14 protein-coding genes are annotated in these 15,838 nt (G+C 57.8%); 5 read left to right on the plus strand and 9 right to left on the minus strand.

Annotation, left to right across the window (positions count from 1 at the left end; all coding sequences use genetic code 11):
- Window positions 1-4: 4 nt before the first annotated feature.
- Both HKN06_03630 and HKN06_03635 read left to right on the plus strand, forming a co-directional pair.
- Complete coding sequence (locus tag HKN06_03630) at window positions 5-772, plus strand: hypothetical protein (protein NNF60404.1); 768 nt, start codon at window positions 5-7, stop codon at window positions 770-772.
- Between the two features lie 4 nt (window positions 773-776).
- Window positions 777-1,697, plus strand: coding sequence for a hypothetical protein (locus tag HKN06_03635; protein NNF60405.1), 921 nt, complete (start codon window positions 777-779; stop codon window positions 1,695-1,697).
- Here the strand turns inward: HKN06_03635 and HKN06_03640 are convergent.
- The 3 genes from HKN06_03640 to HKN06_03650 form a co-directional block, all read right to left on the minus strand.
- Window positions 1,694-2,869, minus strand: a complete 1,176-nt coding sequence (locus tag HKN06_03640) for a TDP-N-acetylfucosamine:lipid II N-acetylfucosaminyltransferase (GenBank protein ID NNF60406.1) — start codon at window positions 2,867-2,869, stop codon at window positions 1,694-1,696. The genes HKN06_03635 and HKN06_03640 overlap by 4 nt on opposite strands.
- A 5-nt stretch (window positions 2,870-2,874) precedes the next feature.
- A complete protein-coding gene (gene rffA, locus HKN06_03645) occupies window positions 2,875-4,008 on the minus strand; it encodes a dTDP-4-amino-4,6-dideoxygalactose transaminase (protein NNF60407.1) in 1,134 nt (377 codons plus the stop codon).
- 193 nt (window positions 4,009-4,201) lie between these two features.
- A complete protein-coding gene (locus HKN06_03650) occupies window positions 4,202-4,786 on the minus strand; it encodes a hypothetical protein (GenBank protein NNF60408.1) in 585 nt (194 codons plus the stop codon).
- Window positions 4,787-4,875: 89 nt separating this feature from the next.
- Here HKN06_03650 and HKN06_03655 point away from each other — a divergent pair, with 89 nt between their 5' ends.
- Together HKN06_03655 and HKN06_03660 are read left to right on the plus strand one after the other, a co-directional pair.
- Window positions 4,876-6,312, plus strand: coding sequence for an aminotransferase class I/II-fold pyridoxal phosphate-dependent enzyme (locus tag HKN06_03655; GenBank protein ID NNF60409.1), 1,437 nt, complete (start codon window positions 4,876-4,878; stop codon window positions 6,310-6,312).
- 127 nt (window positions 6,313-6,439) lie between these two features.
- A complete protein-coding gene (locus HKN06_03660; protein ID NNF60410.1) occupies window positions 6,440-9,610 on the plus strand; it encodes a TonB-dependent receptor in 3,171 nt (1,056 codons plus the stop codon).
- Window positions 9,611-9,664: 54 nt separating this feature from the next.
- Here the strand turns inward: HKN06_03660 and HKN06_03665 are convergent, their stop codons facing one another.
- Window positions 9,665-10,888, minus strand: a complete 1,224-nt coding sequence (locus tag HKN06_03665) for a NupC/NupG family nucleoside CNT transporter (protein NNF60411.1) — start codon at window positions 10,886-10,888, stop codon at window positions 9,665-9,667.
- 24 nt (window positions 10,889-10,912) lie between these two features.
- On the minus strand, window positions 10,913-11,479 hold the full coding sequence (locus tag HKN06_03670; protein NNF60412.1) for a hypoxanthine phosphoribosyltransferase: 567 nt from the start codon (window positions 11,477-11,479) through the stop codon (window positions 10,913-10,915).
- 106 nt (window positions 11,480-11,585) lie between these two features.
- On the opposite strand from HKN06_03670, the gene HKN06_03675 reads away from it, so the two are divergent.
- Window positions 11,586-12,143 carry a hypoxanthine phosphoribosyltransferase gene (locus HKN06_03675; protein ID NNF60413.1) on the plus strand — a complete coding sequence of 186 codons (558 nt, stop codon included), beginning with the start codon at window positions 11,586-11,588 and terminating at the stop codon, window positions 12,141-12,143.
- Between the two features lie 420 nt (window positions 12,144-12,563).
- Here the strand turns inward: HKN06_03675 and guaD are convergent, their stop codons facing one another.
- From guaD to uraD, 4 genes are read right to left on the minus strand one after another with little or no spacing between them, the layout of a single operon-like run.
- Window positions 12,564-13,871 carry a guanine deaminase gene (guaD, locus tag HKN06_03680; GenBank protein ID NNF60414.1) on the minus strand — a complete coding sequence of 436 codons (1,308 nt, stop codon included), beginning with the start codon at window positions 13,869-13,871 and terminating at the stop codon, window positions 12,564-12,566.
- The gene (locus HKN06_03685) at window positions 13,868-14,344 is read right to left on the minus strand and encodes an ureidoglycolate lyase (protein ID NNF60415.1); all 477 of its coding nucleotides are present in this window, start codon (window positions 14,342-14,344) and stop codon (window positions 13,868-13,870) included. Before HKN06_03685 ends, guaD begins: the two co-directional genes overlap by 4 nt.
- Window positions 14,341-15,408 carry an allantoicase gene (alc, locus tag HKN06_03690; GenBank protein ID NNF60416.1) on the minus strand — a complete coding sequence of 356 codons (1,068 nt, stop codon included), beginning with the start codon at window positions 15,406-15,408 and terminating at the stop codon, window positions 14,341-14,343. The genes HKN06_03685 and alc overlap by 4 nt, the downstream gene beginning before the upstream one ends.
- Window positions 15,320-15,835: a 2-oxo-4-hydroxy-4-carboxy-5-ureidoimidazoline decarboxylase gene (uraD, locus tag HKN06_03695; GenBank protein NNF60417.1), complete on the minus strand. Its 516-nt coding sequence runs from the start codon at window positions 15,833-15,835 to the stop codon at window positions 15,320-15,322. The genes alc and uraD overlap by 89 nt, the downstream gene beginning before the upstream one ends.
- Window positions 15,836-15,838: the final 3 nt, after the last annotated feature.

The following is a 15,838-nucleotide window of genomic DNA, read 5'->3' on the forward strand; positions in this document are numbered from 1 at the left end:
AACTATGCGTGCTCGTAACGTACACGAGGCTGAAAACATCGATAACCTTATCCGGAATGACGCCTGGCTCACCGAAGCCCGTGCTGGCATTGCGGAAGGCGACGTCTATATCGTGCGTGCTGTGCTGGACAAGTCACTCCTTTCCAACATTCGCAGTTATCTGACAACAGTTGGTGGCAGTTCGCTGCCAAATTACCACCCGATTGCGGTCGGAGCACCAAATTCACATCGGCTCAACAAGTGGGACCCGCGCTCGTATGTTCGTGGCTGCTTTCACCAGTTTGTCTTTTATCCGTGGAATGAGGATGCGTTCGGGCTTTTTGCGCTGTCGAGGGCCGTTTACCAGCTGAAAAACAGCCTCGGCGGACTGGATCCGGATCGGTTCCTTGCTCCCACGCCGGATGATGGTTGCATTGCCCGCATAGCATTTCAGTATTACCCGTCTGGCGGCGGCGCACTTAACAAGCACACGGACCCGGTCGATTATCACCAGCTCACGGTTCCCACCACGCTACTCAGCGCAAAAGGTGAATCGTTTGCGCAAGGCGGCGCATACGCAATTTTGCAAAACGGTGAGCAATTGATGCTGGACGACCTGATCGACCCGGGCGACGTCGTTTTCTTCAATGCATCAGTCGAACATGGTGTTGCTCCGGTTGATCCTGACGTACCGATGAACTGGCTGGATTTTCGCGGACGCTGGATGATGCTGTTTTCAGTCAACCGGCTCGCTGACAATGCCGGGATCGGCAACTCGACCGACCTCGGGTGATCCGGTGAGCTCGAAATGGGCCCGGCTGGGCCGTTTGATTGCACCTGATCAGGCTATTGACTGGATGACGACCCATACCGGGGCCTGCGCAGCAGCAGCCTCGACGGTTCCGGGGCGTTACGACCTGTATGTCAGCGGGCGGGACAAGCAGAACCGCTCGCGTATTGGCCGACTGACCCTCGACCTGACGGGGGAAGATCCGACAATTACGGAAATACGCCGGGAACCGGTCCTCGAGCTTGGTGAGCTTGGAGCATTTGACGACAATGGCACGTCCTATCCGTGCGTGGTGGAGAGTGACAACAGTCGTTACCTGTATTACACCGGCTGGACTCCGTCCGTGACAGTACCTTTTCAGAATCATCTCGGACTGGCGCGGGAGTCTTCCCGCGACTGCTTCAAACGAATGTCGCGGGCACCGATACTCCATCGCACCAACGAAGATTTCTCGTCGATCGGCTCAGTCCTGGTGCTGCGAATCGAGGACTCATGGCGCATGTGGTACACCGCGTTTTGCGGCTGGCACGAACTGGGCGGTACTGCCCGGCACAGGTACGAAATCAAATACGCCAGTTCAAGTGACGGAATTGCCTGGCACCGGGATGACACCACCTGCATAGCAGGTACCGGTCCGGATGAGCACTCAATCTGCCGGCCGGCCATTTATCGTGACAAGGCTGGCTATCACATGATCTACAGCATCCGTGGGCGTCATTATCGCCTCGGGTACGCGATTTCGCGCGACGGTATTACCTGGGAACGACGCGACGAGGAGCTGGAGCTCTGCGGTGAGTTGCAGGAATGGGAAAACAAAAGTCAGTGTTACCCATGGGTCATCGAGTACGGCTCCACACGCTACTTACTTTACTGTGGCAACGACTATGGGCGTGGCGGTCTCGGCATAGCCCGGCAGGACATCAGCTAGGCCGAGCGACGCAAAGCAGCGCGTCCCGCAAAAGTCTCCAGATCCCTTATACGCGCAATAGCTCTCTCACGACTCCAGTAGTCGCCGATAATCCTCGCATTCCTGCTGCCGGCAGGTTCATCGAAAAGTTTGCCGGTCGCCTGCTCGGTGAGGTCAACAATAGAATGAATTGCCACGCCCTGATCACAGAAGTAACGGAACAATACACTGTCGGGCCTGAGGTACACGCGAGCGTGCTTTGTAAGTGCAGCACAGATAGTGCCGATTGCCTGTTGCCTTATGTGGTTCATGACCACCGTACCGCAGTCTTTGATCTGTTCGTTAAACTCCTCGACGGTGAGGAAATCACGCAGTGGTACGAATGCATCACCCAGCATTTCTGCGCCAAGTTTACAAACCCGATCTGAATAATCTTCATTGCCATAGCTCAGTGGCGTTATTACCCGCCGGCCGCGTAGATCCAGTTTCCGCAGTACATCGAATGCCTCGACATGATTATTCGTCGGAGTAGCCGAATTACCAAGGAGCACATCGGGACCGGACATTCGCACGGGTCCAGGCGCAAACGTATTCTCTGTTGTGTAGTACTGCAGCAGATGATGCTGTGGGTCAAAATCAGTGAGCACCTCTCGCAGCCGCGGCAAGTCCAGGATATTGACACTGGCGACATCAATTCGACTTGCTATGTCACGCAACGCCGCCACGGTCGGGGAACCACCGCGCACGCGCTTTGCCAGCCGTCGGAACAATTCATTAAAACGCAGTCCTTTCAGCGAAGTCGTGAGTCGAGACGACAGATGCAGCCGACGACTTGCGTCGAGGACAACCTCACCATGACGTTCAATCAGCAGCGGTGCGTATTCCTGCCCCCAGGCGCTCCAAACCACCAGCTTCCGCTCCGGGATCTTTTCGAACATGCTCGCAAATTCCGGGCGTATTGAATGAAAAACAACGCAATCGCAGGCAGCCAGATCCTCATTGACCATGGCCGAAGAAAAGTATCCCGCATCGACGGCAGACAGGTGATCATTGGTCTCACAGTGCACCAGGCGCCCTGCTCCGCCAGGGAGCACGCGAAACTTGTTTTGCGTCGGATAAGCCGCCTCAAACAGGTCACGTTGCAGCGGTATAAACTTGTCGTCGGGCGCTATATGAAGGATGTTAAACGACACGGCATTCAGGGCTGGAAGTCCAGAATAGCCTCGATCACATCATCCTGGTCACGCTGACTCATGGCGGTATAAAACGGTAACCGGATCAGGCAATCGCTGATGCGATCAGTAACCGGACATTCCGCGACAATGTTCGATCGCAAAGCGTACTCTGACCGGTGCAGAGGCAGGTAATGAAAGACAACGTGTATGCCCCGCTGAGTCATGTGTTCAATGAATGCGCTACGGGTCTGCTCTGAAGGCATGATGAGATAGTACAGGTGCCATGCCTGTTCGCAGTGTTCCGGAACATAGGGTTGCTGCACACTGTTAGAGCTTGCCCATGAGCTCAATTGCTCGTGGTAACACTGCCAGATTTCCCGTCGTCGTTGCTGAATTTCACGCCATTTTTCGAGCTGGCCATAGAGAAATGCGGCGAGCACATCGCTCATCACATAACTACTGCCAACTTCCAGCCACGAGTATTTGTCTACTTCGCCACGAAAAAAACTTGCCCGGTTAGTACCCTTTTCCCGGATAATTTCTGCCCGGGTTACCAGGTCCGGGGCATTGACCAGCAAGGCCCCACCTTCACCGCAGGTGATGTTCTTGGTTTCGTGGAAACTCTGCGTGCCCAGAGCGCCGAATGTACCCAACGGGCGTCCGTGGTAGCGGGCAAACAGTCCATGAGCATTGTCTTCCACCACCGCAATGCCATGATTCTCTGCAATTGTGCAGATGTCGTCCATTTCACAACCAACACCGGCGTAATGCACCGGAACTACAGCCCTGGTGCGCTCCGTGACATGAGCTTCGAGCTGCCGTTCGTCCAGGTTCAGGGTGTCTGACCTGATATCGCAAAATATGGGGCGCGCGCCTCGCAACACAAATGCGTTTGCCGTCGACACAAAGGTAAACGACGGCATTATTACTTCGTCGCCGGGCTGAATGTCCAGCAACAGCGCCGCGATCTCAAGCGCATGCGTGCACGACGATGTGACGAGCACCTTGGGGACATCGAGTTCGCGTTCCAGCAAGTTCTGGCACTTGCGTGAAAAAGTCTGGTCGCCTGCGATCTCGCCGGAGGACACGGCCTGTGAGATATATTCAATCTCACTCCCCTGCAGCGACGTGCGGTTGAAACCGATCCGGTATTTCATGGCTTTCTTCTAAGTTGGTCTGCCTATCCTGGCGAGAGCGGCGCTGCCCACCTCGTCTGGCGCGCCTTTATTGCGTCCAGTATAAACCGAGCCGGCCGTCCTGCAATTGCCATGCTTCAAAGCACAGGATCGGTGAGGCCTGTGGAATGTACCTACTTAACGAAAACCACAGCGAACACAGCAGCTTCCTTGCTTAATACTGCTTCCTGGCGCCGCTAAGGCGTTCGCGACTGATGCGATCGGCATCACTCTCATTGAACAGCACAATCTTCTGTTTGCCCCCGGCCAGCAGTTTCCACCAGGTTGAATCAGCCTTGTCCAGCAATGCCTGCTCTCCGGCCGCGTCAGTGAACTTCGATTCCCAGTTTTTGCCGCCGTCGATAGACATGCCGTTGAACTCGCCGCTCCAGAACAGCAGCAGCCGGTCGTTCAGGATCTTGAAACTTTCGGGATTGGCCGGCGTCATCTGGCCCGAGCCGGTCAGCATCAGTGAACACCAGCCGCCATGGGCCGGCGCATAGCGGGCCGGGTCGGCATTGAAAAGATCCACCTGCCCTGCCGAAGTGAGCCAGTAGGTTACACCGTCATGGCTCACCGCGAATTGTGGATCGCCCTGCTCTGCCTTGCCTACAGTGAAATAGGAAACCGGCGAATAGCCGTCTATACCCACGCCGCCGGGGCCAAGCCTGCTGAGTTGGTTGTAGCTGATCGGTTCGCCAGGGCAGCCACCAAGCAAAGCGCTAACGAGCAACAAACAACAAATTGTTCGAGTATTCATCGTGGCTGACCTGTTTTTGGCTGTGCAAAGCTTATCACGCAAGCACATTGGTGGTGCCCCCGCGGCAGTACAGGTCTTATACTGCGGCCATGCGAAAACAAATTACCGAACTCGAAACCATCGCGCGTCGGCTGGAACCTTCGCCTGGTGATCGCAAGGCAGCGGCAGAACAAGTGATGTCGTACGCAAACGAGTTCCTCGATGGCTTGCCGGATATGCCGGTGTATGTGCCGGGCCAGCCGGACGCGGGCTTTGGAAGTCAAGTTAACGAGTCGCCGCAACCGCTGGAGGAACTGCTCGGCGAACTGCGCCGGCAGGTCGATACGTTTGGTATTAATCCGGCCAGCGGCGCACACCTCGGTTACATACCCGGCGGCGGTGTTTACTACGCTGCGCTGGGGGATTTCCTGGCCGATATCAGTAACCGCTACTCCGGCATCGCCTTCGCTTCACCCGGCGCTGCGCAGCTGGAGCAGAAAATGGTGCGCTGGATGGCCGACCTGGTCGGTTTCGGTGACACCGCCGGCGGTGACCTGACTTCAGGCGGCAGCATTGCCAACCTGTCGGGGATAGTTGCAGCGCGTGAAGCCCACGCCATACCTGCAGCAGAGATCTCATCGACCTGCGTTTACTTCACTGCCCAGGTACACCACTGCGTTACCAAGGCACTCGGGATTGCCGGTTTAAAAGAATGCGTCCACCGCCAAATCCCGATGGATGAGCGTTTTCGTTTGGACGCAGAAAAACTTGAGCAGGCAATCGCTGCCGATCGGGCCGCCGGCCTCAAGCCCTGGCTGGTCGTTGCCTCTGCCGGAACGACCGACACGGGTGCAGCTGACCCGCTGGCGCGTATTGCGAAAATCACCGAACGGAACGGACTGTGGCTGCATGTCGATGCTGCCTACGGCGGGGCTTTCCTGCTGACCGATTACGGCAGGGAGGTTATGCGTGGCATCGATCGCGCAGATTCAGTGGTTATCGATCCGCACAAGGGATTTTTCCTGCCCTACGGCAGCGGTGCGTTGCTGGTTAGAGACCAGCAACACCTGGCACAGGCACATTCGTATCACGCCGATTACATGCAGGATGCACAGGCGGCTGAGTCCACGCCCTCGCCTGCCTCGCTGTCGCCCGAGTTGACCCGGCCGTTTCGCGGGTTGCGTTTGTGGCTGCCACTGCGTCTTTACGGGCTGGCACCCTTCCGTGCGGCGCTCGACGAAAAATTGCTGCTGGCACGCTATTTTCACCAGCAACTCAGCCAGCTGCCCAACTTTGAAGTAGGCCCGGCACCGGACCTTTCGGTAGTGATCTACCGCTACCGGCCACAGAACAGCACCGACATCGACGGCATCAACCGCAAGCTGGTGGAAGACATCCAGCGGCACGGTGAGATATTTGTTTCCTCGACGCTCATCGATGGCCAGTACATGCTGCGCCTGGCAGTGCTCAACTTTCGCACGCATCTCAACCACATCGACCGCTTGCTGGAATTGCTGCAAAGCACCGCAGCCAGCCTGGATCACTGATCGGCTGACAATACGCTCAAAACTGATTGGTCTTTGTCCAACTGCTGGTAGATCCAGGTTTGATAAAGCATCAGGGCAGGTCTACCATCCAACAGAGTTTGTTCGCTTCGTCCGGGGGATACAGGCAATGAATATTTCCGTGTTTCAGGGGCGCATTGCGCTGCCTCTCTTGATTACGATGCTGCTATCGGCCCAGGCCCTGGGCCAGGCTACTACCGGCGCCCTGCGCGTCAACGTCTCAGACCAGAACGGCACCAGTGTAGCCGGCATGCCGGTGACCATTACCCATGTGCCGACCGGACGTGTGCAGACAACTTCAACGAACGCAGCTGGCGTCGCTACTGCACGCAGTCTTGCCGTTGGCGGGCCTTATGAAGTCCGCCCGGGATCAGGCGCAAACTACACCTCCGACGCCGGCACCTTTTATATCGAGCTTGGCCAGACCGAATCGGTACAGCTGGTGGTGCAGTCGGCAAGCGCAGTCGAGGAAGTGACCGTAACCGGAATCCAGGAAAGGCAGGAACAGGTCCTCGGTGTCGGACGCAACTTTGACACCCGTACTATTTCCGCCATACCAACGGTCTCGCGTGATTTTGTTAACACGATCCAGGTCGACCCGAAGATCCTGGTCGACAACAGCGTTGCGCGGGGCCCGGCCGTTTCCATCGCCGGACAGAACTTCCGTTATAACAACCTCACTATTGATGGCGTGGCGCAGAACGATAACTTTGGCTTGTCGAAAAATGCTTCAGCCACGCAGCGTTCGCCGATATCGATTGATGCGATCGAGGCGCTCAATGTCAACGTGGCGCCATACGATGTGACTTATGGCAGTTTTATCGGTGGCAATATCAACATCGTCACAAAGTCCGGCACCAACGAGTTCGAGGGCAGCGTGTTTGCCTACACCAGTGGCGACAGCTTCACTGGCGACAAGTCGGACGGTCAGGACCTCGGAATCGGTGATTTTGACGAAGACACCTACGGTTTCACGCTGGGCGGACCGATTGTCAAAGACAAACTGTTCTTCTTTGCCAACTACGAGAAATTCGAGACTACCCTGCCGTCCAACTCGCAGACTATTAATGACATCGTTGGCGTAACGCAGGCAGACGTCGACCGGGTCATCAATATTTTCCAGACCGAATATGGTTTTGATCCGGGGCGTTTTGCCGCTTCCGATGTCGATGAAGACGAGAAGATCCTCGTCAAGTTCGACTGGAACATCAATGACAATCACCGTGCCGTAGCCAGCTACCAGCGCGCCGAAGGTGATGTATTGTTTGACGACTTCCCCGATCTGGCGGTGCTGCAGTCGAACCGATACAACATTAACGAAACACTGGATGCCACTTCCATACAGGTGTTTTCCGACTGGTCCGATAATTTCTCGACCGAGTTCAAGTACGGCACCAAGGAAGTCGCGAACCGGCAGATCAGCATCGATTCATCCACACCGGATTTCGCAATCTCGACCGATGCCGGCGGCACTATTGCCGCTGGCGGCGATCGCTTCCGCCACAACAACAAGCTGGACAACGAATCGGATCAGTTGCGCCTCAAGGCCGATTACGTGACCGGCGATCACACCATTACGTTTGGCTACGAGCGGGAAGCCAAGAAGACGGTGAATACGTTTGTTCCATTTACCCGTGGCCAGTTTCTTTTCTTTAGTATCGATGATTTCGAGAACCGCATGCCTGGCCTGGTGCTGTTTGGCGGCTCGACTACGGGCAACGTGGCCGATGCAGTAGGCGCCTTTGAACTGGTCACCGACAGTCTGTTTGTGCAGGATGAATGGACGCCCAGCGATGTGCTTACCCTCAAATACGGCTTTCGCTGGGACAGGAATTCCAACGACGACCAGATTCCTCGCAACCCGAACTTTGCCATGCGCAACGGGTTCGACAACACCTTCAATCTCGATGGGAACAAGCTGTTCATGCCCCGCTTCGGTTTCGAGTGGACCGGAACAGATCGCCTGACAATACGCGGTGGTGCCGGCCTGTTTGGTGGCGGCGAGCCGCTGATCATGCTGTCCAACAGCTACCAGGGCAACGGCATTACTCGCAATATCGTTTGTGGCTTCTGCAGCTTCGTAACAGCATTCGATGTACTGGATGACCTGGCCGCCGGGCTCCCAAGCCCGACCATTGCCACTGAGCTGCTGCAGTCGTCGAATGGCGTCAATCCCGATTCGGATGTCGAGGCCATCTCGCCTGACTTTGAAACTCTCAGCACCTGGAAATACAGCCTCGGCGCTGAATGGGACGCTGACCTGTCACGCATCGGGCTGGGCGATGGCTGGGACCTGAGTGCCGAGTTGATCTTCTCTAACGTCAAAGACGGCTTTAACGTGCTTGAACGTCGCCGTTCTGTCGTTGGCACCGCGCCGGATGGTCGCAACATTTACGACTTCACCCCGGGTGGCGACTACGTCCTGGAAAACACCAGCCGCGGCGACAGCAGGATTATCACACTCAGTGCTGCCAAGGGCTGGGAGACCAGCTTCGGCACTATCAACGCCACGCTGGGCTACACAAAGACCGATGCCAACGAGGTGCGGTCCTACAACCGCTTTGTCACCTTCGAATCCTTCGCTTTTGATGCGACCACCGATTTCAATAACATGGGGCTGTCACCATCGAAGTACGAGGTCGAGGATCGTGTCACCGCCACCCTGGACTGGGAGAAACAGCTGTTCGGTGACAACATCACCCGCGCCAGCCTGCTGTACACGGGCCGCTCGGGTCGCCACTACTCCTATACCTTTGGCAGCGCCGACGCGGCATTCGGCGGTACTTTCCTGGCTGATTTTGGCAGCGAGGGCGACAACCCGGGTTCGCACCTGTTCTATGTGCCGACCGGCATGAGTGACCCGCTGGTAACCGGCGACGCCACCTTCCTGGGCAACCTCAATACGTTTATCGACAGCGACGAGTGCCTGTCCGGTGCCCGCGGCTCCATAGTTGGCCGCAATGCCTGTGAGACAGATTTCACCAACATCATCAGCCTGCGTCTGTCGCAGGAGGTGAACCTGTTCCGCGACAAGAAGCTAGAGCTTCTGCTGGATATCGAGAACCTGGGCAACCTGCTCAATGACGACTGGGGCCGGGTCGAGGGCTATTCGGCGCCGTCCAATGTCGCACTGGCGAACGTAACCATTGCCAATGACCAGTACGTGTATGCGCCGATCTCCAACGCCCAGGTCAGCGCTTCAACCATTGCGCCAAAACCAGCCGTGGCCCGGCTGCCTTCCGTTTACCGGATCCTGTTTGGCGCCAGGTTCAGCTTCTGATCGCCAGCTGTAATACCAAACCAAGGGCACGCAATCGCGTGCCCTTTTTTATTGTCAGAATGGAATCAGCAGGCTGGCCAGCGCCGCGCTCATCAGGTTTGACAGTGAGCCTGCCAGCACGGCTTTGAGCCCGAAACGGCCAATGACGGCGTGTTTTTCCGGGATCAGGCTGCCCAGACCGCCGAGCAAGATGGCAATGGACGACAGGTTGGCAAAGCCGCATAGCGAGAATGTGACCACCGCTTCGGCGCGCGGGCTCAGCGTATCGATGATTTCGCCCATATGCAGAAAGGCGACAAACTCATTGAGAATGAGCTTTTCACCAAACAGCGCTCCGGCAGTCTGCGCTTCGGCCCACGGCACGCTGAGCAAATACATCAGCGGGGCAAAAATAAAACCGAGGATACGCTCAAGCGTTACGTTTTCCAGCCCGACGAGGCCCGCCAGGCCTCCCACCACACCATTAAACAACGCAATAAGCGCGACAAAAGCGATCAGCATTGCACCGATGTTTACCGCCAGCCGCAGACCGGTCTGGGCGCCATGCGCCGCGGCCAGGATGACGTTTTCGTGATGGCTGTCTTCGGCTTCGCGTAACGGTCCTTTGTCCCGCTCCATGTCCTCTGGTGGATCCGGCATCATCAGCTTGGCCATCAGCAGCCCGCCAGGCGCTGCCATAAAGCTCGCTGCCAGCAGGTAATCGAGCCGCACACCCATCTGGGCATAGGCGGCCAGTACGGTGCCGGCGATCGACGCCAGGCCGGAAACCATGATCGTAAACACCTGGATATCGGTCAGGTTGCGCAGGTAGGGCTTGACCACCAGCGGCGATTCGGTCTGACCGACAAAAATGTTGGCCGCTGCATTGAGCGACTCGACCGAGCGGGTGCCAATGATCCACTGTATGGCGCCGCCGATCATTTTCACGAAAAACTGCATGACGCGCAGGTGATAAAGCACGGACATCAGCGACGAAAAGAAAATGACCAGCGGCAGCACCCGCACCGCAAAACTGAAACCCTCGATAGAAGCCAGGTTGCCAAACACCATGGTAATGCCGGCATCTGAATAGTTGATGATTGCCTGCACACCATCGGACAGCTTCTGGATAATTGCCTTGCCCGCGGGCACAAACAACACAAATGCACCCACCACCGCCTGCAGGGCAAAGGCTGCCCCTACTACGCGCAGTCGTATTGCCCGTCGGTTACTGGAAAACAGGACAGCAATACCTATGATCGCGGCAATGCCCACCAGGCTGATCAGTCTTTCGCCCATATCGAAATCGCCTGTGTCAGAGAATTAAACGGAAGCTTTGTGTGCAGCTACCACGTCGTACAGCTCCGGCTTTTGCTGTTTCATTTCATCCAGCGTCAGCGCATCGAGCTCGTGCGGGAAAACCAGCCAGTCGTCGGTCTCGTGTACCCAGTAGTCCGGCACCCTGTTGGTCTGGTTGCGGTTCGGTTTGTACCAAGGAACTGCGATACGTACATCCCTGGCCATGTTGTTGCGGGTACGCCGCTCAAGCTCCTGGATAACGGCAGTAATCGTGTGGCCCGTGTCAAAGACATCATCGACAATCAGCATGCGGTCTTCGGGCGCCACCTTGTCGATAATGTAGTGAAGCCCGTGCACGTTGACCGTGGCCATGCGTTCGTCGACGCCGGCATAAGACGAGGTGCGTATCGCTATGTGATCGGCATCAATGCCGCAATGGCCGACAAGCTCCTGCAGAGCCATGCCCACCGGGGTGCCGCCGCGCCAGATAGCTACGATAAGCGTGGGCTCGAAACCGCTTTGCAGCACCTTGCTGCCCAGCTGCCAGGAGTCCTCCAGCAACTGCTGGGCGGTCAGGACTACTTTGCTCATTGAGAATGGCCCGCAACTATCAGGGATATGTCATTATAATCACACCTTGCGCAGACTGCATCGGGGTCCCGGGTTGGAAAACAAAAAGTTTGTAGCCGCAGACGACATGTTGCTGGATTCGTTTCGCCTTGCGGCCCGTATATTCGAGGACGGCTTCAAGCCGGACTTTCTCGTCGGCCTGTGGCGCGGTGGCAGTGCCGTGGGTATTGCAGTGCAGGAAGGGCTGGAGTATTTCGGCGTAAAGACCGATCACATCGCCGTACGTACATCATATGCCGGGCGCGATGCCTACTCGCGCCGCGTGGCCGGAGAGGACACTATACGGGTCCACGGTCTGCAGTACCTGCTCGAGCGGGTCATTACCGGCCATTCGATGCTGATCGTTGATGACGTCTACAGCACCGGTCACAGCGTTGCCGCGGTAGTTAACGAGCTGGCGACAAAAGCCAGGCGCAACCTGCCGCATGACATACGCACAGCAACCGTCTGGTACCGCCCTACCGATCGTACAGAGCGAGAACCGGACTATTTTGTTCACCGCACCGATGACTGGCTGGTGCTGCCTTACGAGATGTCCGGCATCTCCGACGCGGAATTGCAGCAGCACAAACCGGCACTGGCGCCAATACTCGACGAGTTGGCCGCTCACCTCAAAAAACCGTAGCAGCGCCTTCCAGGCGCGATCAAATTACGCGAACAATCGCGGCAGGATGCCGCTCCCACGGGACGCCGCTCCCACGAGGGAGTTGGCCGCTCACCTCAAAAAACCATAGCAGCGCCTTCCAGCCGCGATCAAATTACGCGAACAATCGCGGCAAGATGCCGCTCCCACGGGATGCCGCTCCCACGAGGGAGTTGGCCGCTCACCTCAAAAAACCGTGGGAGCGGCTTCCAGCCGCGATCAAATTACGCGGACAATCGCGGCAAGATGCCGCTCCCACGGGATGCCGCGATCAAATTACGCGGACAATCGCGGCAAGATGCCGCTCCCACGGGATGCCGCTCCCACGGGATGCCGCTCCCACGGGATGCCGCTCCCACGAAGCCTCATCGCGAGCAGTCGCGGCTGATACCGCGGCGGATTTTAGCCGCGGACGGGCAGCGCGGGTTCGCCGAGGATGCAGGTCTGGTATACCAGCCGGTCGTCACCGAGGATCATCATGGCAAACAGCTGCGCGGCAAGAGTATCGGCGTGGTTGAGTCGTTGCTGGAGTACCGGTGATGCTGCCGGATCGAGAACGACAAAATCCGCTTCTTTGCCCGCCTCAAAATTCCCGATTCGATCATCGGCACACAATGCCTTTGCCGCGCCAAGCGTCGACAGGTACAACGCACGCAGCGGCGACAGGGGCTGCCCGCGCAGCTGCAGCACCTTGTAGCCATCAGCAATTGTGCGAAGCATGTTCAGGCTGGTGCCACCGCCGACGTCCGTTCCGAGGCCGACGTTTATTCCTGCCAGGTCTGCGCGATTGAAGTCAAACAGTCCGGAACCGAGAAAAAGGTTGGAAGACGGGCAAAAGGCCATGGCGGCACCATCCTCCGCCATTGCGCTGACCGCTGCATCCTCGAGGTGCAGGCAGTGCGCATAGATAGAACGTTCACGCATCAGGCCGGCATGACGATACACGTCGACATAGCTGGATTGTGCGGGAAACAGCCGGTCGACCCAGGCAACCTCCGCCTTGCTCTCGGCCAAATGGCTGTGCACATACACATCCGGGAACTCCTCTGCCAGCTGCCCGGCCGCAGTGAGTTGCTCTGGCGTTGAAGTCGGCGCAAACCGTGGGGTGATCGCATACTGCAACCGGTCCTGGTTATGCCAGCGCTCCAGCAGCGTGCGGCTGTCACGATAGCCGGCTTCGGCGCTGTCACGCAGCTCTTCAGGGCAATGCCGGTCCATCAGCACCTTGCCGGACCACAGCCGCATGCGACGCGCCCTGGCCGCAGTGAAAATGGCATCGACTGATTCAGGGTGCACGGTGGCAAAGACCATGGCCGAAGTGGTGCCGTTGGCCAGCAGTCCGTCGAGAAACCGGCTGGCCGTGTCGGCGGCCAGTTCGGCATCGGCAAAACGGGCTTCAGCCGGATAGGTGTAGGTATTGAGCCAGTCCAGCAGCCGCTCGCCGTAGGAGGCGATAATATCCAGCTGCGGGTAATGCACATGGCAGTCTATGAAACCAGGCAAAATCCACTTGTCTTTATAATGGGTTAGCTCATATTCCTCAGACAGATTCTCGCCAAGGGATTCGGCCCGGCCGAGTGCTTCTACGTGCCCATCGCGCACCAGCAGCAAACCGTCTTCCAGGTACTCCAGCGCTGCCGGATCGGACAACGGTCCGGGATTGGCGAGGCAGTGCACCACCCTGCCGCGGAACGCACGCAAGCCGCTCATGCTGGCCCCACCAGGGTCAAAACTTCAGCCAGCCGGTGCTCCTCGCAGTTGGCTTCCTCGCCGTGACGCTCGATCAGGAGAAACTGCTGCCCGGCCGTGGCAATCATTGGCATGTGCCAGGTACCGCGGCGGTAGACAATGCCCTGGCGTCCGTTGGTGACGAAAGCCCGGGGCTCACCGGGCTGTTCGCCCGCGGCGACTACCACCACAAAAGAAAAACCGGTCAGCGGTACAAAAGCCTGGCTGCCAAGCGGGTGACGCTCGAGAACGCCAATCTCATACGGCAGCGGCGTGGTTTCCTGGCAGGTCACGACATCGATGCGCGCCTGGCCGGGCGGAGCCAGGTCCAGCGTCGCCTGAGCCAGCGACCGGGCGAAGCGTCCGTCGTTCATCGGTGAGGTGCTGTCGGTTTCAATTACCTGGCCGAACGGCTCGAAGGCCTCACGCGTCAGCGGTTGTGGTGTCAGGTTCATGCCCGGCGCCCGTAGAGTCGCAGGCGGCTGACACCACCGTCCGGAATAATACGCATGCGCACGTGGGTCACCGCGCCACACTGCTGCAACTGGTCGAAGTGGTGCCGGCTGTCCGCCTGGATTTTTGTTTCCGGCAGCAGCGCCTGCCAGGTTACGTCAGCGCGCGCCAGGTCAGAAGGATCCGGCTGCGCCTCTACACAGATCGCATCGATCGCTACCCGATCAGGATAATTGCCCTTGAAATGCGCCGTGTCGACTTCGATACGGTTAACGGTACCGCGACAACCGAGCGCCAGTATTACCCAGTCGTTACCGCCGTCCCTGCGTCGGGCAGTCTCCCACCCGTCGCCCATGTTGATACCACGTCCGGGAAAAACCAGGTTATGCATGCTGCCGTAATGTTCATCACTGCAGGCAACAGCGCGGCCGCCACAGGCCAGCGCCAGCAGGTCAATTTCACTGTCATCGAAGGCAGCCGGATCGACACAGACTTCACCAAACAACCGCAGTCGTGCAACACCACCGTCGGGGTAGATATGAAAACGCAGGTGCGTCACAGCCTCGTCTGGCGCGATCGGCACGAAGTGTTGTGTATCGCCCTGCAGCGTCGTGCGCGGCAGTAATTCATGCCATTGTTGATCTTCCTGCGGGATATCTTCTGTGCACTGGCAGCCTTCCAGTGAGGCCTGCGGTGGAAAATTTCCTGTGAAGTGCCGGGTGTCGATTTCCACGCCATGCAGGATGCCGGACACGCCGAGCTTTATCACACAGTAATCATGCCCGGGCTCGCGCCGGCGGCGGCTTTCCCAACCGTCCATCCACTTGCCATGGTCATCGTACTTGTCGGGTACGAAGGCAGGCTCAGCCGGCTCAATCAATCTTTCCTTGGCAGCAAAGAAATCATCGGTTGCATAGACCACGCGCGTGCCCAGGCGCGGCTGTTCCAGCCGGATCCACTGGCGAAAAGGGTTGCTTTCAGGCACGGCCGGCGATTTCCTGCAGGCGCAGCCGGGCAATCCTGTGTATCTCGGCCATGGCGTTTTCGAATTCCGCTTCCGGCGCATTTTTCAGACGACGGCTGAAGACATCCAGCACCTGCTGCCTGCTGGCGCCCTTTACCGCCAGGATGAACGGGAAACCGAACTTTTCCCGGTAAGCGGCATTAAGCTCCCGCAACTGTTCCAGCTCATCTTCACCGCACTGATCGAGCCCGGCGCTGGCCTGCTCATCGGCAGATTCCGCCGTCAGCTCACCAGCCAGCGCGGCACGTCCGGCCAGCTCCGGGTGTGCCCTTATCAGCTCCAGCTGCTGTTCACGTTCGGCCTCGTTAACGATCGCCGCCAGTTTAGCCGCGAGCTTGTCTACTTCGCCGCTGAGTCTGCCGCGTTGCCACAACAGCTCGGCAATCCAGGGCGAATTCTCATAAACCCCGCCAAAAGTTGCCAGGAACGTCTGCTCATTCATGTCGTGCGGATTGTGCCGAAAATACATCGT

The organism is Gammaproteobacteria bacterium (genome assembly GCA_013003425.1).
Lineage (GTDB): Bacteria > Pseudomonadota > Gammaproteobacteria > Steroidobacterales > JABDKV01 > JABDJB01.

What these genes read in the sequence shown, in the direction of transcription:
- HKN06_03630 (NNF60404.1), top strand. Translation starts at nt 5, where the DNA reads ATGCGTGCTCGTAACGTACACGAGGCTGAAAACATCGATAACCTTATC.
- rffA (NNF60407.1), bottom strand. Translation starts at nt 4,008, where the DNA reads ATGAAATACCGGATCGGTTTCAACCGCACGTCGCTGCAGGGGAGTGAG.
- HKN06_03650 (NNF60408.1), bottom strand. Translation starts at nt 4,786, where the DNA reads ATGAATACTCGAACAATTTGTTGTTTGTTGCTCGTTAGCGCTTTGCTT.
- HKN06_03655 (NNF60409.1), top strand. Translation starts at nt 4,876, where the DNA reads ATGCGAAAACAAATTACCGAACTCGAAACCATCGCGCGTCGGCTGGAA.
- HKN06_03660 (NNF60410.1), top strand. Translation starts at nt 6,440, where the DNA reads ATGAATATTTCCGTGTTTCAGGGGCGCATTGCGCTGCCTCTCTTGATT.
- HKN06_03665 (NNF60411.1), bottom strand. Translation starts at nt 10,888, where the DNA reads ATGGGCGAAAGACTGATCAGCCTGGTGGGCATTGCCGCGATCATAGGT.
- HKN06_03670 (NNF60412.1), bottom strand. Translation starts at nt 11,479, where the DNA reads ATGAGCAAAGTAGTCCTGACCGCCCAGCAGTTGCTGGAGGACTCCTGG.
- HKN06_03675 (NNF60413.1), top strand. Translation starts at nt 11,586, where the DNA reads ATGTTGCTGGATTCGTTTCGCCTTGCGGCCCGTATATTCGAGGACGGC.
- guaD (NNF60414.1), bottom strand. Translation starts at nt 13,871, where the DNA reads ATGAGCGGCTTGCGTGCGTTCCGCGGCAGGGTGGTGCACTGCCTCGCC.
- HKN06_03685 (NNF60415.1), bottom strand. Translation starts at nt 14,344, where the DNA reads ATGAACCTGACACCACAACCGCTGACGCGTGAGGCCTTCGAGCCGTTC.
- alc (NNF60416.1), bottom strand. Translation starts at nt 15,408, where the DNA reads ATGCGCCGGAAGCGGAATTCGAAAACGCCATGGCCGAGATACACAGGA.
- uraD (NNF60417.1), bottom strand. Translation starts at nt 15,835, where the DNA reads ATGTATTTTCGGCACAATCCGCACGACATGAATGAGCAGACGTTCCTG.